This window comes from Azohydromonas lata NBRC 102462 (genome assembly GCF_001571085.1).
In the GTDB taxonomy this organism is placed as follows: Bacteria; Pseudomonadota; Gammaproteobacteria; order Burkholderiales; family Burkholderiaceae_C; genus Azohydromonas; species Azohydromonas lata.
The window spans coordinates 24,813-43,468 of record NZ_BCTC01000056.1; the positions used below are offsets into that span (position 1 = coordinate 24,813).

14 protein-coding genes and 1 tRNA gene are annotated in these 18,656 nt (G+C 70.7%); 11 read left to right on the forward strand and 4 right to left on the reverse strand.

The genetic code is table 11. The features are described 5' to 3' along the window. The first annotated feature begins 25 nt into the window (after nucleotides 1-25). The 3 genes from ALA01S_RS18805 (at nucleotide 26) to ALA01S_RS18815 (ending at nucleotide 3,424) form a co-directional block, all read left to right on the forward strand. Entirely contained in the window at nucleotides 26-895 is an 870-nt protein-coding gene (locus ALA01S_RS18805; RefSeq protein ID WP_066339468.1) for an alpha/beta fold hydrolase, read from the forward strand. Continuing rightward, complete coding sequence (locus ALA01S_RS18810) at nucleotides 892-3,141, forward strand: RelA/SpoT family protein (RefSeq protein WP_066339470.1); 2,250 nt, start codon at nucleotides 892-894, stop codon at nucleotides 3,139-3,141. Before ALA01S_RS18805 ends, ALA01S_RS18810 begins: the two co-directional genes overlap by 4 nt. Nucleotides 3,142-3,347: 206 nt before the next feature. Continuing rightward, nucleotides 3,348-3,424, forward strand: a tRNA-Val gene (locus ALA01S_RS18815). A 194-nt stretch (nucleotides 3,425-3,618) separates the two neighbouring features. Here the strand turns inward: ALA01S_RS18815 and ALA01S_RS18820 are convergent. Next, the gene (locus tag ALA01S_RS18820; RefSeq protein WP_066339472.1) at nucleotides 3,619-4,458 is read right to left on the reverse strand and encodes a lytic transglycosylase domain-containing protein; all 840 of its coding nucleotides are present in this window, start codon (nucleotides 4,456-4,458) and stop codon (nucleotides 3,619-3,621) included. Nucleotides 4,459-4,726: 268 nt separating this feature from the next. On the opposite strand from ALA01S_RS18820, the gene ubiD reads away from it, so the two are divergent. Further along, a complete protein-coding gene (ubiD, locus tag ALA01S_RS18825) occupies nucleotides 4,727-6,292 on the forward strand; it encodes a 4-hydroxy-3-polyprenylbenzoate decarboxylase (RefSeq protein WP_066339473.1) in 1,566 nt (521 codons plus the stop codon). Nucleotides 6,293-6,513: 221 nt separating this feature from the next. On the opposite strand, the gene ALA01S_RS18830 is transcribed toward ubiD, so the two are convergent. Further along, nucleotides 6,514-7,311, reverse strand: coding sequence for a YdcF family protein (locus ALA01S_RS18830; protein ID WP_066339476.1), 798 nt, complete (start codon nucleotides 7,309-7,311; stop codon nucleotides 6,514-6,516). A 72-nt stretch (nucleotides 7,312-7,383) separates the two neighbouring features. Here ALA01S_RS18830 and ALA01S_RS18835 point away from each other — a divergent pair, with 72 nt between their 5' ends. The 4 genes from ALA01S_RS18835 to msrA all read left to right on the forward strand — a co-directional run bounded on the left by ALA01S_RS18835 (nucleotide 7,384) and on the right by msrA (nucleotide 13,645). Then, the gene (locus tag ALA01S_RS18835; RefSeq protein ID WP_444979084.1) at nucleotides 7,384-11,151 is read left to right on the forward strand and encodes a DUF748 domain-containing protein; all 3,768 of its coding nucleotides are present in this window, start codon (nucleotides 7,384-7,386) and stop codon (nucleotides 11,149-11,151) included. A 293-nt stretch (nucleotides 11,152-11,444) separates the two neighbouring features. Next, a complete protein-coding gene (locus tag ALA01S_RS18840; RefSeq protein ID WP_066339507.1) occupies nucleotides 11,445-12,680 on the forward strand; it encodes a PQQ-dependent sugar dehydrogenase in 1,236 nt (411 codons plus the stop codon). Then, nucleotides 12,680-13,042 (forward strand): c-type cytochrome, encoded by a 363-nt coding sequence (locus ALA01S_RS18845; RefSeq protein ID WP_066339481.1) that lies wholly within the window; start codon nucleotides 12,680-12,682, stop codon nucleotides 13,040-13,042. The genes ALA01S_RS18840 and ALA01S_RS18845 overlap by 1 nt, the downstream gene beginning before the upstream one ends. A 69-nt stretch (nucleotides 13,043-13,111) precedes the next feature. Beyond that, nucleotides 13,112-13,645 carry a peptide-methionine (S)-S-oxide reductase MsrA gene (msrA, locus tag ALA01S_RS18850; protein ID WP_066339483.1) on the forward strand — a complete coding sequence of 178 codons (534 nt, stop codon included), beginning with the start codon at nucleotides 13,112-13,114 and terminating at the stop codon, nucleotides 13,643-13,645. A gap of 46 nt (nucleotides 13,646-13,691) precedes the next feature. On the opposite strand, the gene pdxH is transcribed toward msrA, so the two are convergent. After that, nucleotides 13,692-14,330: a pyridoxamine 5'-phosphate oxidase gene (gene pdxH / locus ALA01S_RS18855; protein ID WP_066339485.1), complete on the reverse strand. Its 639-nt coding sequence runs from the start codon at nucleotides 14,328-14,330 to the stop codon at nucleotides 13,692-13,694. Between the two features lie 136 nt (nucleotides 14,331-14,466). On the opposite strand from pdxH, the gene ALA01S_RS18860 reads away from it, so the two are divergent. Further along, entirely contained in the window at nucleotides 14,467-15,114 is a 648-nt protein-coding gene (locus tag ALA01S_RS18860) for a nucleotidyltransferase family protein (protein ID WP_066339491.1), read from the forward strand. Between the two features lie 53 nt (nucleotides 15,115-15,167). Here the strand turns inward: ALA01S_RS18860 and ALA01S_RS18865 are convergent, their stop codons facing one another. Beyond that, nucleotides 15,168-15,809 (reverse strand): gamma-glutamylcyclotransferase, encoded by a 642-nt coding sequence (locus ALA01S_RS18865; RefSeq protein WP_066339509.1) that lies wholly within the window; start codon nucleotides 15,807-15,809, stop codon nucleotides 15,168-15,170. A gap of 113 nt (nucleotides 15,810-15,922) precedes the next feature. Here ALA01S_RS18865 and edd point away from each other — a divergent pair, with 113 nt between their 5' ends. After that, entirely contained in the window at nucleotides 15,923-17,734 is a 1,812-nt protein-coding gene (gene edd, locus ALA01S_RS18870; protein ID WP_066339495.1) for a phosphogluconate dehydratase, read from the forward strand. Beyond that, a complete protein-coding gene (eda, locus tag ALA01S_RS18875; protein WP_066339497.1) occupies nucleotides 17,725-18,357 on the forward strand; it encodes a bifunctional 4-hydroxy-2-oxoglutarate aldolase/2-dehydro-3-deoxy-phosphogluconate aldolase in 633 nt (210 codons plus the stop codon). The genes edd and eda overlap by 10 nt, the downstream gene beginning before the upstream one ends. Nucleotides 18,358-18,656 lie beyond the last annotated feature (299 nt).

Genomic DNA, 18,656 nt, shown 5'->3' on the forward strand with positions numbered 1-18,656 from the left:
GGTCCAAAGACAAACGGGAGCCATCATGAACGATTCGCCGAGGCTGATTCACGTCCCGTGCCTGCGCCCCGGCGCCATGTACCGCATGGCGTGCTGGGAATGGGGTGATCCGGCCAACGACCGCGTGCTCATTTGCGTGCACGGCCTCACGCGCCAGGGGCGCGACTTCTCCACGCTGGCTCGTGCCATGAGCAGCGAATACCGCGTGGTCTGCCCGGACGTGCTCGGCCGCGGGCACTCCGACTGGCTGCACGACTCCGCCGGCTACAACGTGCCGTTCTACGTGTCGGACATGGTCAACCTGCTGGCGCGGCTGAACGCACGCGAGGTGGACTGGGTCGGCACGTCCATGGGCGGGCTCATAGGCCTGAGCCTGGGTGCGCTGGCCAACGCGCCGCTGCGCCGCATGGTGCTCAACGACGTTGGTCCGACCATTGAAGGCGAGGGCCTGCAGCGCATTGCCGACTACGTGGGCGTGCCGCGCCACTGGGCCAACGAGCAGGAGGCCGCGGCCTTCCTGCACGACATCTCCGAGAGCTTCGGCCCGCACACGGACGAGCAGTGGATGGAGATTTGCCGTCCGCAACTGCGCCCCGACGGCGAAGGCGTCACGCTGCACTACGACCTGCACATTGCCGACGTTTTCAAACAGCTCACACCCGCAGTGGCCCAGGCCGGCAGCGCCGCGCTGTGGCAGGCCTACGACGCGCTGCGCTGTCAGGTGCTGCTGCTGCGCGGCGCGCAGTCCGATTTGCTGTCGCGCGAAACCGCGCAGGCCATGACGCAGCGCGGCCCGCGCGCGCGCGTGGTGGAGTTCGAAGGCGTGGGCCACGCGCCCATGCTGGTGCAACTTGATCAGGTGCAGGCGGTGAGGGAGTTCTTGTTGTCGCCATGAGAAGCCTGCAATCCGAATGGGTCACCGCACGGCCCGCCACCATCGTTGAACTGGCCGAGCTGCCTTCTTCCCCAGGCGAAGGCGCTCTTTCTCCCGAGGATGCCGGCTTGCTCGCCCTGCAGCGCGCGCGGGCCTTTGCCGAGCCGCTGCTGTGGCAGCGCGAGCTCGACACCGGCGAGGACGCACTCGCCCACGCCGACGGCGTCTGCGCCGTGCTGCGCAGCATCGGCGCGGCGCCGGCCATGCAGGCCGCGGCCTACCTGGTCTACGCCGGGGACTTCCTACAAAAGCCCGAGGAGGTGGTCGCCAAGGCGTTTGGCGAGTCCTACGCCAGTCTGGTGAGCCACACGCGGCAACTGGTGCAGATACAGCGCGCGGCGCGCCAGGCCCGCGTCGAGGAGCCCGCGCGCGCGCAGCAGACCGAGCGCGTACGCAAGATGCTGCTGGCCTTCTCGCGCGACCTGCGCGTGGTGCTGCTGCGCCTGGCCTCGCGTCTGCAGACGCTGCGCTGGTACGCCGCGAGCAAGCTGCCCTGTCCGCAGGACCTGGCGCTGGAGTCGCAGCACGTCTTTGCGCCGCTGGCCAACCGGCTGGGCATCTGGCAGATCAAGTGGGAGCTCGAAGACCTGTCCTTCCGTTTCCTGCAGCCGCAGGAATACAAGCGCATCGCCACGCTGCTGCACGAAAAGCGCAGCGAGCGCGAGCAGGGCGTGGAGCGTTTCCGGGCCGAGCTGGCGCAGGAGCTGGCCGAGGTGGGCATTCAGGCCACCGTGCAGGGGCGGCCCAAGCACATCTACAGCATCTACAAGAAGATGCAGGGCAAGCGCCTGGGCTTCGAGCGCGTGCTGGACCTGCGGGCGCTGCGCGTCATCGTCGAGGACGTGCCGCAGTGCTATGCGGCGCTGGCGCGTGTGCACGAGCGCTACCGGCCGCTGGAAGGCGAGTTCGACGACTACATCGCCAAGCCAAAGCCCAACGGCTACCAGTCGCTGCACACCGTGGTGCTGGACGACGAGGACCGTCCCGTGGAAGTGCAGATCCGCACCCGTCCCATGCACGAGCACGCCGAGTACGGCGTGGCCGCGCATTGGGCCTACAAGGAGGCGGGCGCGCGCGGCTATGCCGGCGTGAGCGCCGCGGGCGCTTTCGAGGAGCGCGTGGCCGAGGCCCGCAAGGCCGTGCTGCGCCAGCTGCTCGAATGGGAGCGCGACTACGTGCAAGGCGGCGACAACGCCGCCTTCGACGACCGCATCTACGTCTTCACGCCGCAGGCCACGGTGGTGGAACTGCCCGCCGGCGCCACGCCCGTGGACTTCGCCTACAACGTGCACACCGACTTGGGCCACCGTTGCCGCGGTGCCCGCGTGGACGGTGCGCTGGTGCCGCTGAACACGCCGCTGCGCAGCGGACAGACGGTGGAGGTCAACACCTGCAAGGAGGGCGGACCGTCGCTGGACTGGCTCAACCCCGAGCTGGGCTATCTGGCCAGCGCGCGGGCACGCTCCAAGGTCCGCGCCTGGTTCAACGCACTGGCGCAGCGCGACACCATTGCGCGTGGCCGCGATGCGGTGGAAAAGCTGCTGCAGCGAGAAGGGCGCACGGCGCTCAAGCTCGACGACCTGGCCGCACGGCTGGGCTTCAAGAGCGCGGACGCACTCTTCGAGGTGGTCGGCAAGGACGAGTACTCCCTGCGCAACATCGAGCAGCTGCTGCGCCCGGCCGAGCCCGCGCCGCCGCTGGACGAACTGGTCACCAAGCGTGCCACGGCGCCGGAGGGCGGACCGCGCGGGGGCATCCTGGTGGTGGGCGTGGAATCGCTGCTCACCAGCTTGGCGCGCTGCTGCCGCCCGGCGCCGCCGGATGCCATAGGCGGCTTCGTCACCCGTGGCAAGGGCGTGGCCGTGCACCGCGTGGACTGCACCAACTTCCGCCACGCGGCGCAGCAGTCGCCGGAGCGCGTCATTCCCGTCACCTGGGGACGGCCGCGCAGCGACCGGGACGCGCTCTATCCCGTGGACGTGACTGTCGAGGCCGCCGACCGCCCCGGACTGCTGCGCGACATCTCCGAGCTCTTTGCCAAGGAGAAGATGAAGGTCACGGACATGAAGATGCAGTCCGTGAAGGACGCGCACGGTGGCAGCACGCGCATGAACTTCACCATCGAGGTCCATGACGCGGCGCGGCTGTCGCAGGTGCTGGGCCAGGTGCAGCGCATCGGCGGCGTGAGGCGTGCGGCGCGGCGCTGATGCGCTGCCGGGGCAGGGCGCCATGGCGGCGTTCTGCCCGCCTCATGGGCTGGCGCCAAGGCCCGTGGCGCCAGGGCAAATGACCGTCCAAAAGCCCGCGCAGCACTTTCTTCAAATTTTTCGAGAGAACCGCTTGCGCAACTGAAAAAACTGCTGCTAGAATGGCGTTCTTCGCAAGCAAGCAAACGCTTTCAAGCGAAGACAACAGGCGCGTAGCTCAGCTGGTTAGAGCACCACCTTGACATGGTGGGGGTCGTTGGTTCGAGTCCAATCGCGCCTACCAATCGCAAGCCCCTGACGGGTGATCTCGTCAGGGGCTCTTTGCTTTTGGGGTGCACGAAAAGGCCGCGTGTCGCCATGACGTGCGAGGAGCGAACGCTTGGCTTGCGATGTCCGGCGCTGCCCAATGAGAAACGGCGGCCGGGCTGCCGTTGCAGCCGGACCGCCGTCGTGTGGCGGGGAAGAGGCGAAGCGGTTTCAGCGCACGGCGACGGCCTGCGTGTCCGGCTCGGCAGCGGCCACAGGTGCGGAGCGCGGCTGAATCACGGGCATGGGCGCGTTGGTGGGCACGCCGCGGCCATTGGCCACTTGGCGCAGGTAGCCCTGCTCAGCCAGCACCTTCACGGCGTAGCCGCCGTCCTCGTCCAGGTTGGCCGCACCGACGTAGTAGCGCAGCCCGGCTTCCAGGCCACCGGCGCGCTGAATGCATTCCTTGAGCACCTGCACGCCCACGCGCAGGTTGGTGACCGGGTCGAAGGCCGCCAGCGTGCCGCCGAAGCGCTCGTACTTGTCGTCGTGCACACGCGTCATCACCTGCATCAGCCCCTGGGCGCCGACGGCGCTTTGGGCGAACGGGTTGAAGCTGGACTCCACGGCCATGATGGCCAGGATGAGCGTGGGCTCCAGCCCCGCGCGCTGGCCGACCTGCCACGCTTCCTGCACCAGGCGGCTGATGGGCTCCGGCGCCACGCGGTAGCGGCGCGAGAGCCATTTGGCGACGGCAGCCTGCTGGCGGTCGAGCTCGCGCGGGTCCGCCGCCGTGGCGCGGGCCACGCCTTGCGGGTCCGACAAGGCCACGAGCATGTTGCCTTCGCGCTCGGCGCGGGCCTCGTAGCGGGATTGCAGCCATCCGAAGGCCGCACGCTCGGCCTGATGGCGCAGATCGGCATGGCTGCCGGCAAAGGCCAGCAATGCCACGACGGTGAGGCCCACCAGGGCCAGCGTGTTGTGGCTGACCTGGAACAGGCCGGCAACGACGTCGCGCACAAAGACCGCGACTGAAGCGCGCACCGCGCGCACCATGACAAACGCTGTCATTGCTCTCCTTTCGTCCACCGGCGCGGCAATCCAGCGCCTCCCTCGGGAAGCGTTGAAAGTGCCACGCAAGGCGGCGGCGATAATGGTTCGGCAGCAGGCCCGCATGAATCGGACCCTTTCCGCAGCGTCCCCGACGCGACGGGCTGCAAGGCAGCGGTACCCTGTTGAGGGATCGGATCAACCCTGGTCTACGCCAGGTGAACCCATTCTAGGAAGGGTTCAAATAACCGGTCAAGAATATCAAATCCACTCTACATAGCTATTGGTAATGAAATACCGCGACCTGCGGGACTTTGCCGTGCAACTTGAACGACTTGGCGAGCTGCGGCGCATCAGCGAGCCAGTGTCACCAAAGCTTGAAATGACGGCCCTGAGCGACCGCGTGCTGCAGGCCGGCGGCCCGGCGCTGTGGTTCGAGAAGCCCACGGGCCACGACATGCCGGTGCTGGCCAACCTGTTCGGCACCCCGCGCCGCGTGGCGCTGGGCATGGGCGCGCAGGACACCTCGGAGCTGCGCGACATCGGCCGCCTGCTGGCCAGCCTCAAGGAGCCCGAGCCCCCGCGCGGCTTGAAGGACGCCGGGCGGCTGCTGCAAATGGGCAAGGCGCTGTGGGACATGAAGCCCGCGCGCGTTTCCTCGCCCGCCTGCCAGCAGCAGGTGCTTCAGGGCGACGAGGTGAACCTGCACCGGTTGCCCATTCAACTGTGCTGGCCCGGCGATGCCGGCCCGCTGCTGACCTGGGGCCTGGTGATCACGCGCGGCCCGCAGTCCGTGGCGCAGCCGCGCACGCGGCAGAACCTGGGCATCTACCGCCAGCAGCTCATCGGCCGGCGCGAGCTGATCATGCGCTGGCTGGCGCACCGCGGCGGCGCGCTGGACTTCCGCGAGTTCGCGCGCGCCAACCCGGGCCAGCCGTTTCCCATCGCCGTGGCGCTGGGGGCCGATCCGGCCACGCTGTTGGGCGCGGTCACGCCGGTGCCGGATTCGCTGTCGGAGTACCAGTTCGCCGGCCTGCTGCGCGGCAGCCGCACGGAGCTGGCCGACACCTCGGTGGGCGAGGGCCCTCAGAAGCTGCAGGCGCCGGCCAGTGCCGAGATCGTGCTGGAAGGCCACATCCCCGTGGCTGCGCCCGGCTACGAAGGCGTGAGCGAGGACGGCGTGCCGCTCAAGGAGCGCGGCGGCTACCTGCACGCGCTCGAAGGGCCTTTTGGCGACCACACCGGCTACTACAACGAGCAGGACTGGTTCCCGGTGTTCCGCGTCGATCGCCTCACGCAGCGGCGCGACCCCGTGTACCACTCCACCTACACCGGCAAGCCACCGGACGAGCCCGCGGTGCTGGGCGTGGCGCTCAACGAAGTGTTCGTCCCCATCCTGCAGAAGCAGTTCCCGGAGATCGTGGACTTCTACCTGCCGCCGGAAGGCTGCAGCTACCGCATGGCCGTCATCTCCATGCGCAAGGCCTACCCGGGCCACGCCAAGCGGCTGATGTTCGGCCTGTGGAGCTTCCTGCGCCAGTTCATGTACACCAAGTTCATCGTGGTGACGGACGAGGACGTGAACATCCGTGACTGGCGCGACGTGATTTGGGCCATCACCACGCGCATGGACCCGGTGCGCGACACCACGCTGGTGTCGGACACGCCCATCGACTACCTCGATTTCGCCTCGCCCGTGAGCGGCCTGGGCGGCAAGATGGGGCTGGACGCAACCAACAAGTGGCCGGGCGAAACCAGCCGCGAGTGGGGCCGCACCATCACCATGGAGCCCGCGGTGCAGGCGCGCATGGACCAAGTCTTCGAGCGTCTCATGGCTGGCGGCAAGGGCGCTTGAAACCCCTGCGCCCGCCGTCCCCAAGCTTGATGCGGGCAGGGCGCTGAGCTACCTTTGCCCTGCCTGCCTTGGCGCAGGTTCATGCAAGTGGCGCAGTCTTCTGCGCAACAGGAGCCCCGGACCGCCTACCTCCGGAGCCCCAGCGGCGGTGGCAATCGCCCGTCCCCTCCGCGCTTCGGCGCGGAGGGGTTCGCTTTTTTTGGGGCGGCTTCACGAGCCCTTCACGAGCCCATCAGCAGGCCTATGCGTTCGCGCACCACCCAGCGCATGAGCGTGAAGCCGGCGCCGCTGGGTAGCCAGCGCAGCAGGGGCAGGCTGTCGTCGCCGGCCAGACCCACCGGCGCCGGGACGACGCGCAGCGCCATGCCGGCCGCGGCACCCGCCTGCTCGAAGGCGCGCTGCGCGCGCGGCATGTGCCAGTCGTGCGTGACCAGGACGATGGTGGTGATGCCCTGCGGCTTGAGCAGCGCCACGCTGCGCGCGGCGTTCTCGCGCGTGTCGCGCGAGGCGTCCTCCACCCAGCGCAGCGGGTGGCGGAACTCCTCGGCCGCCAGCCGCGCCGCGATGGTGGCTTCCGCCTCGCCCTGCATTCCCGCATGGCCCACGCCGCCGCTGAAGCCCACGCCCAGGCCGCTGGCGCGCGACAGCCACAGGCCGTAGCGCAGCCGCTCCAGTGAATAGATGCCGAGGCTGGACGTGCCGTACTCCGGCGCGAAGGCCTCCCGCTTGCCGCCCAGCACGATGATGGCCGTGCCCGCCGGCGCCAGCCCCTTCAGCGCAGCCGCCTCCAGCGCCGGTGGCGGCTGCAGCAGCCAGCGCTTGGCCGGCTCCGCCACCGCCGTGCAGGCCTCCAGCCACAGCATCGCCACACCCAAGCCCAGCAGCGCCAGGCCCAGGCGCCGGCGCCACAGCAGGCCGCCCAAGACCACCACCAGCAGGGCAGGCAGCGGGGGCAGCAGCAGGGCACTCAGCAGCGGCTTCCAGGACTCCAGTCCAAGCCGCATCACAATCTCGTTCATTGGTTGTTCTCTCATCGCCGGACGGCGCGCATTGTGCGCAGGCCGCCGGCACGCAATTGCGCATTAATGAACATGTTGTTTGGCAAGCGTGCGGCAAGGCCCCTGGCCTTGGTCGCGATCACGCTGGGAATGTTGTGGCTGTTGGGCGCGCTGGCCCTGCCGCCTTTGCTGAAGTGGCAGTTGCAGCAGCGCGGCAGCGAACTGTTGGGCCGCCCGCTCAGCGTGGAGCGCATCACCTTCAAGCCCTGGAGCCTGGAGCTGGCGCTCGAAGGCGTCAGCCTGGCCGGCGCCTCTGCAGCGGCATCCCCCGGCGCACCCGCGGCCGACGTGCCGCCGCAGGCCAGGATAGAGCGCGTGCTGCTCAACCTGGAGGCCAGCTCGCTGTGGAAGCTCGCGCCCGTGCTCAGTGCCCTGGAGCTGCACGCGCCGCAGTTGCGCGTGAAGCAGCGCGCCGACGGCGGCACGGACCTCGACGACATCCTGCGGCGGTTGAGCCCTCAACCCCAGGCGCAACCCAGCGAGGGCCCGCCGCCGCGCTTTGCGCTGCACAACCTGCGCCTGGAGCGCGGCGAGCTGCTGTTCGAGGACGAGGCCCGCGGCGTGCGCCACGAGCTGCGCGCGCTGCAGCTCACGCTGCCCTTCATCTCCAGCCTGCCCGCCGACGTGGACACGCAGGTGCAGCCGCGCCTGGCCTTCGAGCTCGACGGCAGCCGCTTCGACAGCGGCGCCAGCGCCACGCCCTTCTCGCGCCACCGCGACAGCACCCTGGAGCTGCGCCTGGACGCGCTCGACCTCGCCCAATTCAGCCCCTACCTGCCCGCGCCGCTGAAGCTGCAGCGCGGCCGCCTGGACACGCAGTTCCAGCTGCGCTTTCGACTGGCCGACGACGGCACGCCGCAACTGGACGTGCAGGGCCAGCTCAAGGCCGAGGACGTGTCCCTCACCGCCGCCGGCGACGCGCCCGCGCTGGCCTGGCAGTCGCTGCGCGTGGACGTGCAGCCCTCGCAGCCCCTGCAGCGCCGCGTGGCCCTGGCCGCGGTCACGCTGGAGGGCCTTGCCGTGCATGCCGGGCGCGATGCCCAGGGCCGCGTGTTGCCCGCGCTGGCCCAGGCGCAGACCCAGGCGGCTCCTCAACCTGCCAAGGCCGCCAAGCCCGCGGCGAGCGCCGCCACCGGTGCGGCCGGCGCGGACGGCGCCGGCTGGGCCGTCTCGCTGCAGGACCTGTCCGTCAAGGGCGCCGCGCTGCATTGGCGTGACGAGGCGCTCAAGCTGGCCTGGCGCGTCGAGGAGCTCGATGTCCAAGCCCACGGCGTGCACTGGCCCCTGCGCGAGGCCACGCGCTTCCAGGCCAGCGCCCGCCTGCGCCCGCAGGAGGGCAGCTACGAGCCCGCCACGCTGAAGCTCGAAGGCGAGGCCGCCGCCCAAGGCGGCACGCTGGGCTTCGCGCTGGAAAACCTGCCGCTGGGCCCGCTGGCCCCCGTGCTGGCCCAGGCCCTGCGCCCGCAGGCCGAAGGCCGCCTGGGCACGCAAGGCCGGCTGCGCTGGACGCCGGACGGCCTGCAGACCGTGGAAGTCGCCCAGGCCCGGCTGGACGGCCTGAAGCTGCTGGACCCGGCCGCCCGCAGCGCGCCGCCCCTGGCCGCCTGGGACTCGCTGGCGCTGGAGGCCGTGCGCGTGGAGCTGCCGCGCCGGCAGGTGGACATCGGCCGCCTGCGCCTGCAAGCGCCCGCCGCGCAACTCAGCCGCGACGCCCAAGGCCAGCTCAACGTGGCCTCCTGGTTCCCAACGCCCGCGGCATCCACGCCTGCTCCCGCACCGGCGGCCGCTGCGGCCCAGGGCGGCGGCTGGCAAGTCAAATTGGGGCGCTTGCAGGTGGAGGAGGGCCGCATCCTCTGGCGCGACGCGTTGCCCGCCCCCGGCAGCCCGCCCGCGCGGCTGGACGTGAGCCGGCTGCAGCTCGCGCTGCAGGACCTGCAATGGCCGCTGGCCGCCGGCGCGCGCCAGGGCAGCCTCAGCCTGCAGCTCGCCGAGGCCGACCGCCCCGCCGGGCGCACCGCCGCCCCAACGGGCCGCGTGCAGTGGAGCGGCCGCGTGCAGCCCCAGCCGCTGATGCTGGACGGGCGCTGGCGCATCGAACGCCTGCCGCTGCACCTGCTGCAGGACTACGCCGGTGCCGCGCTGCCCTTGCGTCTGCTGCACGCCGAGGGCGGCTTCGACGGCGAGGTCTCGGTCAACACCGCCGCCCCGGGGCTGCGCGTGCAGGCCCGCGGCGACGTGCTGCTGGGTGGCGTGCACGTGGTGGCCGTCGGTGCGCCGAACGACGAGCTGCTGAGCTGGCAGGCCCTCTCGCTCAAGGGCCTGGATGCCGCTGTGCAGCCCGGCGCCAAGCCGCGCGTGCAACTGCAGGCCGCGACGCTGTCGGACTTCTATGCCCGCCTGGTCATCACCGAGCAGGGCCGCCTCAACCTGCAGGACTTGAGAGGCCGCGCCGTGCTCGACACCGCCGGCGCATCGCCCGCGGCCGCCGAGGCGGCATCGCCCGCGGCGTCCGCTGCGGCCGCCACCACGCGCGGCGGCGTCACCGTCGGCCCGCCCGTGAGCCGCACCCGCGAGCTGCCCGTGGACCTGGTGCTGGGCGCCACCACGCTGGTCAACGGCCGCATCGACTTCAACGACCGTTTCGTCCGGCCCAACTACAGCGCCGAGCTCACGGGGCTCAACGGCGCGATGGGCGCGCTGCGCTCCGACCAGCCCGGCCTGGCGCCGCTGTCGCTGCAGGGCCGTGCCGCCGGCAGCGCGCTGCTGGACATCCAGGGCTCGCTCAACCCGCTGGCCAGCCCGCCGGAGCTGGACATCACGGCCCGCGCCACCGGGCTGGAGCTGCCGCCGCTGTCTCCCTACGCCGGCAAGTACGCCGGCTACGCCATAGAGCGCGGCAAGCTCAGCGTGGACCTGGGCTACCGCATCGACAAGGACGGCCGGCTGCAGGCGCGCAACCGTCTCACGCTCAACCAGCTCACCTTCGGCGAGCGCGTGGAGTCGCCCAGCGCCACCAAGCTGCCCGTGCTGCTGGCCGTGTCGCTGCTCAAGGACCGCGACGGCAACATCGACCTGGAGCTGCCCATCAGCGGCAGCCTCAACGACCCGCAGTTCAGCATCGGCGGCATCGTCCTGCGCCTCATAGGCAACCTGCTGCTCAAGGCCATCACGTCGCCCTTCGCGCTGTTGGCCGGCGCCCACGGGCCGGACCTGAGCACGGTGGCCTTCGACCCCGGCAGCCCCCAACCCGCCGAGGCCGGGCGCGACGTGGTGAAAAAGGCCGCGCAGGCGCTGGTCGATAAAACCTCGCTGCAGACCACCATCACCGGCGAAGCCGACCCGGTGGCCGAGGAGGACGCCCTGCGCCGCGCCCGGCTGGAGGACAGCATCCGCGCCGAGCAGCGCCGCCAGGCGCTGCGCGCGGGCACCTCCACCGGCCAGGAGGCGCTGCCCGAACCCACCCCCGCGCTGCGCGAGGCGCTGTTGCGCCGCGTCTACGCCGACACCCCCTTGCCCGGAAAGCCCCGCAACTTCATAGGGCTGGCGCGCGAGCTGCCCGTGGCCGAAATGGAACAGCGGCTGCTGGCGGCCATGAGCGTCACGGCCGAGGACGCGCGCCAGCTCGCCGTGCGCCGCGCCCTGGCCGTGCGCGACGCGCTCATGGCCGAGGGCGTCCCGGGCGAGCGGCTGTTCGTGGCCGCGCCCAAGCTTCACACGCCCGCCGAAGGGGGACAGGGCGAGGACGGCGGCGGCAAGCCCGCCGCCGCTTGGGCGCCGCGGGTGGAGCTGTCGTTGCGCTGAGCCGCACGCGGCTGTCGGCAACGGGGCGCCACGGGGCGCGGCCGGCTCGGGCCGCGCCGCGCCGCCGTCCGTGCTCAAGCTGGTACATGCGCTGAAACGGCACGCCCGCCCGATTTGGCGAGGCGGGCGACATTGGGGCTTGCCCCATCTGCACCCCTGGTAGTGGCGTGCTCACAGTGGCTCGCCTGGCGCCGGGCCGCCCGTGTTGCAGTGGCCCCGGCGCGCCAGTGGAAGGAGACAGCGACGTGAGAGCAAGCAAGAAACCGCTCGTCCTGAGCCTGCTGGCCGGCGCGATGCTGCTGGCCGGTGCCGTGCAGGCCCAACCCGCCGCCGGCCCCGGCAACATCGAAAAACTCAAGCAGTTCAAGGTGTCGGGCACGGACCTCAACATCCCGCCCGTGCCGCAGGAAGGGCGCAACGCCAACGCCATCCGCGACAACCTCAAGCGCGTCAAGCTCCCGCCGGGCTTCAAGATCGACCTCTTCGCCATCGTCCCCGACGCCCGCCACATGGCCGTGGCGCCCAGCACCAACATGCTGTTCGTGGGCACGCGCAAGACGATGGTGTGGGCCGTCACCGACCGCAACTCCGACGGCGTGGCCGACGAAGTCAAACCCTTCGCGCCCAGCCTGAAGTTCCAGAACCCCAACGGCGTGTGCTGGACCAAGGACGGCTTCCTCATCGTTGCCGAGCACAACCGGGTGCTGAACTTCCCGGCGGCCGAGTTCTTCTACGAGAGCCCGGACGTGGCCGTCATCGAGGTGGTGCCGCAAGGCGGGCTGATCCCGGTGGAGGAGGAGTCCTTCAACCACGGCGCGCGCACCTGCCGCGTCGGCCCCGACGGCATGCTCTACGTCACCCTGGGCCAGCCCTTCAACGTGCCCCCGCGCGAGAAGCTGGACCTCTACAAGAAGTGGGGCATAGGCGGCATCGTGCGCATGAACGCCTTCGACGGCAGCAAGCGCGAGGTCTACGCCACGGGCATACGCAATTCCGTGGGCCAGGACTTCAATCCCAAGGACGGCACGCTCTGGTTCACCGACAACCAGACCGACGGCATGGGCGACGACATCCCCGCGGGCACCATCAGCCGCATCACCAAGGCGGGCCAGTTCTTCGGCTACCCATGGATCAAGGGCAAGACCCGCGTCACCGAGAACGGCTACGACAAGGACCCGCTGCCCAAGGACATCGTGGCGCCGCAGGTGCTCACCGAGGCGCACGCGGCCGACCTGGGGATGGCCTTCTACGCGGGCAAGCAGTTCCCGGCCAAGTACCAGGGCGGCTTCTTCTCGGCGCAGCACGGCTCGTGGAACCGCACCAAGCCCAACGGCGCGCAGGTGCTGTTCACCTCGCTCAAGCCGGACGGCACGGCCGACAAGACCGAGGTCTTCGCCAGCGGCTGGCTGGACGGCGACACCGGCACCTTCCGCGGCCGCCCGGTGGACGTGGCGGTGATGAAGGACGGCTCGCTGCTGGTGTCCGACGACTACGCCGGCGCCCTCTACCGCATCACCTACCAGCCGTGATGACGCAGCGCCCCGGAGTGAAAGGCCGCCGGGCTGCGCCGGCGCTGCTGCTGGCCGCCGCGCTGGCCGGCGTGCTGCCTGCGGTGGCTTGGGCGCAGCCCGCCGACAAGGACGCCCGCGGGCGCCAGCTCGCCGGCGCCTGCGCCGTCTGCCACGGTCCGCGCGGCATAGGCGCGGCGCCGGATGCGCCGCACCTGGCCGGGCAGCCGGAAGGCTACTTGCAGCGCCAGTTGCGCGCCTTTCGCGGCGGCGAGCGGCGGCACGAGATCATGAGCGTCATCGCCAAGCCGCTGTCCGACGCCGACATCGACGCGCTGGCCGCCTTCTACGCCGCGCAGGCCATCGAACTGCGTGACCGATAGGGTTGCCGCCCCGGCCGCAGAATCCACGCCTCGCGGCCGGGGGCGGCTGCTTGCGAAAGGACGGCGTACATGGCTTCTGAAACCATCACCCTGGGCGGCGGCTGCTTCTGGTGCCTGGAGGCGGTGTACGAGCTGGTGGACGGCGTCCTGGCCGTGGAGTCGGGCTACAGCAACGGCCACGTCCTGCATCCCAGCTACGAGCAGGTCTGCGAGGGCGACACCGGCCATGCGGAAGTCGTGCGCGTGAGCTTCGACCCCGAGCGCATTGCGCTGCGCGAGGTGCTGGAGATCTTCTTCACCATCCACGACCCCACCACGCGCAACCGCCAGGGCAACGACGTTGGGCCGCAATACCGCTCCGGCATCTACACCCACAGCGAAGAGCAGGCCGCCGTCGCCCGCGAGGTGATGGCCGAGGTCAACGAGGCGCTGGGCGGTCGCGTGGTGACGGAACTGGTTCCCGAGCGCAACTACTCCCGCGCCGAGGCCTACCACCAGCACTATTTCGCCAACAACCCCGGGCAGGGCTACTGCGCCTTCGTGGTGGCGCCCAAGGTGGAGAAGTTCAGGAAGACGTTCAAGTCGCGGGTGAGGGCGGCTTGAGCGAGCCGGCGTCCCGTACCCGCCGGGGCGCCCTTGGGGCAATGGGTCAGGGCGCCAGCCGCTCCCGCACCCACGCCGCGTCCTGCAGCCGGTAGCGCAGCCGGTCGTGCAGGCGCGACTTGCGGCCCTGCCAGAACTCCCAGCCGTCCGGCACCAGCCGGTAGCCGCCCCAGTGCGGCGGGCGCGGCGGGTTGAGGCCGAAACGCACGCCGGCCTTGGCCGCGTTGGCCACCAGCACGGCGCGGCCGGAAATCACTTCGCTTTGCGGTGAGGCCCAGGCGCCCAGGCGCGAGTCCAGCGGGCGCGAGGCGAAATAGGCGTCCGACTCCTGGTCGCTGACCTTCTCCACGCGGCCCTCGATGCGCACCACGCGCTCCAGCTCCACCCAGTGGAACTGCAGCGCCGCGAAGGGGTTGCCCGCCAGCTCGCGGCCCTTGCGGCTGTTGTAGTTCGTGTACCAGACGATGCCGCGCTCGTCGCAGCCCTTGATCAGCACCACGCGCGTGGACGGCCGTCCATCGGCGCCCACGGTGGCCACGGTCATCGCGTTGGGCTCGGCCAGTTGCGCGTCCAGCGCGTGCTGCAGCCACAGCTCGAACTGCTTGATCGGATCGGCCAGCGAAGCCTGTTCATCGAGCTCCGCGCGTTCGTAGCTCTTGCGCAAATCTGCAAGTCGGGTATCCATGAACCGAGGATAAACCCTTGAACAGGGTGTTCCACATAGGAGGTCGGCCCTAGGGGGAGTTCCCACTTTGATTTTTGTTGCACCGCAACGAGACTGCCCCTTCTTTGACGGCCGCTCACTTGACGGAGGTGACTCGATGGTGCTTGACACGGCGTTCTGCCCCACGGTCGTCGTACTGGGTGCTGGTCGGGGAAGTCGTTTCTACGGGCCGCTGCGCTCGCCGCGCCAGCTCGATGACGGCGACATGCTGGAGGCCTCGCTGCGCGTGGCCGTGGCCAGTGGCCTGCCGGTACTGGCGGTGACCCGGGAAGCCCTGGCCACACGGGCGTGCACGCAACTGGCCGCGCGCGACGTGGTGGTGGTACCGGACGTGCTGCTGCCCGACGGCCGCGACGGCACACCGGGCCTGAGCGAATGCATTTCCGCCGGCGTGAGCGCGCGCCCCGGCTCGTCCGGCTGGGTGGTGCTGCCGGCGGACATGCCGCTGGTGCTGCCCTCGACGCTGGTGGCCGTGGCGCAGGCGCTGCGCGTGCACGCGGTGGCCTATGCGCAGCACGCGGGGCGGCGCGGGCATCCGGTGGGCTTCGGCGCCGAGCTGTATTCGGAGCTGGTGCTGTTGCCCGACGACAGCGCCGCGCGGCGGCTGGTGGCCCGCTATCCGTCCTGTGGCGTGGACGTGGACGACCCCGGCACGCAAATGGACGTGGAATCCCTGCGCGACGCCGCCAGCCTGCAGGCCCCGCCCGGCCCCCGCGCCTTCGCGCCCGCGCCGCCCGCCTGGTGAGGCGCACCGCCCGCCCAAAAGCAGACAAGGCCGCGCAAGCGGCCTTTTCGTTTTCAGCGCTCCTCGATCAGCCGATGCCGCCGCGCCAGGGCCAGCAGCTTTTCGCTTTCCCGGTCGGCCATGCCGTGGCGGCGCAGCGCCGTGGCGGTATGCAGCAGGTAGTCCATCGTGCTGCCGTAGCGCCCGCGGGCGTGGCGCAGCACCTCCAGGATCTCCTCCTCCGACAACTGGCCCGTGTAGTTTGGGCTGCGCCGGCTCAGCGTGAAGGCCAGCGCGCGCACCGTGCCGCTGGCCGTGCGGCACTGCAGCCAGCGCGGGTCGTAGACGCCGGTGGGCATCTCGCGCGCCCACAGGCGGGGCAGCTCGTCTTCCACCCGCGCGGCGGCCAGCCGGTAGGCCATGCCGCGGCAGCAGCCGCCCGGCACCAGCGCATAGACCAGCCCCGGGCGCTCCGGCGTGCCACGGTTGATGCGCGAGCGCATGCGCAGCGCCCGGTGGTAGCCGTGCACCTGCGCGGGGCGGTGCTCCTCGGCCTCGAACTCCGGGCGCCAGATCAGCGAGCCGTAGCCGAACACCCACAGGTCACCCCGGCCCGCGCGCTCCCATTCCTGCCGCACCTGCTGCAGCAGCTTGAGCGGATCGCGCAACAGCAGGCTCTCTTGCAGCAGGGCCTCTTGCGACAGCGTCTCGTCCATGGCCAAAAGCGTAGCGGGTGCCCCGCTTGCCCGCCCCGGGCTTCTACGGATTTGACGCTGTAACCTGGTTACTTCAGAATGGGTAACCGAGTTACATGAAGCCCCGCACGCCCATGAAGACCGCCATCCTCGACATCACCGAACGCATACGCGAGCGCAGCGCCGCCACGCGCAGCGCCTACCTGGCGCAGGTGCGCCGCCTTGGGGGCCGCCAGCGCGGCAGCGACCGCCTGGGCTGCGCCAACGTCGCCCATGCCTTTGCCGCGCTGCCCGGCAACGACAAGCTGAAAGTGGTCGTGGAGCGGGCACCCAACATCGGCGTGGTCACGGCCTACAACGACATGCTCTCGGCCCACCAGCCCTACGAGAGCTACCCCGCGCTGCTGCGCGACGAGGCCCGCCGCAGCGGCGCCACGCTGCAGGTGGCCGGCGGCGTGCCCGCCATGTGCGACGGCGTCACGCAGGGCACGCCGGGCATGGAGCTGAGCCTGTTCTCGCGCGACACCATCGCCATGGGCACGGCCATCGCGCTCAGCCACGACGTGTTCGACGCCGCGCTGCTGCTGGGCATCTGCGACAAGATCGTCCCCGGGCTGCTCATAGGCGCGCTGCACTTCGGCCACTTGCCCTGCGTCTTCGTGCCCGGCGGTCCGATGAGCAGCGGCCTCTCGAACACCGAAAAGTCCCACGTGCGCGAGGAATACGCGCAGGGCAAGGTGGGCCGCGACGCGCTGTTGAAGGCCGAGAGCGCCGCCTACCACGGCCCAGGCACCTGCACCTTCTACGGCACGGCCAACAGCAACCAGATGCTGATGGAGGCCATGGGCCTGCACGTGCCCGGCGCCGCCTTCATCCATCCGCACGACGGCCTGCGCGACGACCTCACCCGCGAAGCCGTGCGCACCGCCGTGTCGCTGGCCAAGCGCAAGCAGTGCATCGGCGAGCAGGTGGACGAGCGCGTCATCGTCAACGCCATGGCCGCGCTGCTGGCCACGGGCGGGTCCACCAACCATCTCATCCACTGGGTGGCCGTGGCGCGCTCGGCCGGCATCCTCATCAACTGGAGCGACTTCGCCGAGCTCTCCGCCGTGGTGCCGCTGCTGGCGCGCGTCTACCCCAACGGCAGCGCCGACGTGAACGATTTTCAAAGGGCCGGCGGCCCCGGCTTCGTCCTGCGCGAGCTGCTGGACGCCGGCTGCATGCACCCGGACGTCATGACCGTCGCCGAAGGCGGCATAGGCCACTACACCCAGGTGCCGGCGCGCGACGAGCAGGGGCGCTTGTCCTGGCGCGCGCTGCCGCCGTCGCCCATCGACCCGGCCGTCGTCCGCACCCATTCGGCGCCGTTCTCGGAGACGGGCGGGCTGAAGCTGCTCACCGGCAACCTGGGCCGCTCCGTCATCAAGGTCTCGGCCGTGCCCGGCGACCGGCACGTGGTGGAGGCGCCCGCGCGGGTGTTCGACTCGCAGGAAGCCCTCATGGCCGCCTTCAAGGCCGGCGAGCTGGAGCGCGACCTCATCGCCGTGGTGCGCTTCCAGGGCCCGCGCGCCAACGGCATGCCGGAGCTGCACAAGCTCACGCCGCCGCTGGCCGTGCTGCAGGGCAAGGGTTTCCGCGTCGCGCTGGTCACGGACGGGCGCATGAGCGGCGCCTCCGGCAAGGTGCCGGCGGCCATCCACGTGACGCCCGAGGCCTTGGACGGCGGGCCGCTGGCCCGGGTGCGCGACGGCGACCTGATCCGCATGGACGCCGTCGCCGGCACCTTGGAAGTGCTGGTGGACGACGCCGACTGGTCGGCGCGCGAGCTGGCCACCATCTCCCCGGCGCATGCCGAGGACAACGCTCACGGCCTGGGCCGCGAGCTCTTCGGCGGCATGCGCCGCAACGTCAACAGCGCCGAGGAGGGCGCCTGCACATGGCTGTGAACAACGCACTTGAGCTGGCCGGCTACGGCCCCGTCATTCCCGTCATCGTCATCCAGCGGCTGGAAGACGCCGTGCCCATGGCGCAGGCCCTGGTCGAAGGCGGCGTGCGCGTGCTGGAAGTGACGCTGCGCACCCCCGTGGCGCTGCAGTGCATGGAAGCCATTGCGCGCGAGGTGCCGGATGCCATCGTCGGCGCCGGCACCGTGCGCTCGGTGGCGGACGCCCGCGCCGCGCGCGACGCCGGCTGCCAGTTCGCCGTGACGCCGGGCTACGTGTCCGAGATCAGCCTGGAGTGCCGCGAGATCGGCCTGCCGCTGCTGCCCGGCGTGGCCACGGCCAGCGAAGTGATGGCCGCCAATGCGGACGGGCTGAGCTTCCTGAAATTCTTCCCGGCGACGGCGGCCGGCGGCATTCCGATGCTCAAGGCGTTGGGCGGGCCGTTCGGCGACGTGGTGTTCTGTCCCACCGGCGGCCTCACGCCGCAGAACGCGCCGGACTTCCTGGCGCTGCCCAACGTGAAGGTCTGCGGCGGCTCCTGGCTCACGCCGGCCGATGCGGTGGCCTCCGGGGACTGGAAGCGCATCACGCAACTGGCGCGGGAGGCGCAGGCGCTGAGGAAATAAGGGGCGCAGGGGCAGGGCTGCTTGATCAGAACCGGGGGGCTGCAGCCTGGAGATGGCATCCCGTCAGCCGAGGTGCCACGCCTTCTACCCCGTCATGCCCGCGGAAGCGGGCAGCCACGAGCGGCGGTCCGTGGCCTGGGGGCGGCACCCCTGCATCCCGGCAGCGAAGGCGTTTCGCCTTCTACCCCGTCATGCCCGCGAAAGCGGGCATCCACGAGCGGCGGTCTGCAGCCTGGCGACGGCAGCCCGTCAGCCGAAGCGCTTCGCTCTCTACTTCGTCATTCCCGCGAAGGCGCACT

Bases quoted from the DNA above. Each gene is read 5' to 3' on its own strand.
- ALA01S_RS18805 (WP_066339468.1), top strand. From the start codon at position 26: ATGAACGATTCGCCGAGGCTGATTCACGTCCCGTGCCTGCGCCCCGGC.
- ALA01S_RS18810 (WP_066339470.1), top strand. From the start codon at position 892: ATGAGAAGCCTGCAATCCGAATGGGTCACCGCACGGCCCGCCACCATC.
- ALA01S_RS18820 (WP_066339472.1), bottom strand. From the start codon at position 4,458: ATGACAGCGTTTGTCATGGTGCGCGCGGTGCGCGCTTCAGTCGCGGTC.
- ubiD (WP_066339473.1), top strand. From the start codon at position 4,727: ATGAAATACCGCGACCTGCGGGACTTTGCCGTGCAACTTGAACGACTT.
- ALA01S_RS18830 (WP_066339476.1), bottom strand. From the start codon at position 7,311: ATGAACGAGATTGTGATGCGGCTTGGACTGGAGTCCTGGAAGCCGCTG.
- ALA01S_RS18835 (WP_444979084.1), top strand. From the start codon at position 7,384: ATGTTGTTTGGCAAGCGTGCGGCAAGGCCCCTGGCCTTGGTCGCGATC.
- ALA01S_RS18840 (WP_066339507.1), top strand. From the start codon at position 11,445: ATGCTGCTGGCCGGTGCCGTGCAGGCCCAACCCGCCGCCGGCCCCGGC.
- ALA01S_RS18845 (WP_066339481.1), top strand. From the start codon at position 12,680: ATGACGCAGCGCCCCGGAGTGAAAGGCCGCCGGGCTGCGCCGGCGCTG.
- msrA (WP_066339483.1), top strand. From the start codon at position 13,112: ATGGCTTCTGAAACCATCACCCTGGGCGGCGGCTGCTTCTGGTGCCTG.
- pdxH (WP_066339485.1), bottom strand. From the start codon at position 14,330: ATGGATACCCGACTTGCAGATTTGCGCAAGAGCTACGAACGCGCGGAG.
- ALA01S_RS18860 (WP_066339491.1), top strand. From the start codon at position 14,467: ATGGTGCTTGACACGGCGTTCTGCCCCACGGTCGTCGTACTGGGTGCT.
- ALA01S_RS18865 (WP_066339509.1), bottom strand. From the start codon at position 15,809: ATGGACGAGACGCTGTCGCAAGAGGCCCTGCTGCAAGAGAGCCTGCTG.
- edd (WP_066339495.1), top strand. From the start codon at position 15,923: ATGAAGACCGCCATCCTCGACATCACCGAACGCATACGCGAGCGCAGC.
- eda (WP_066339497.1), top strand. From the start codon at position 17,725: ATGGCTGTGAACAACGCACTTGAGCTGGCCGGCTACGGCCCCGTCATT.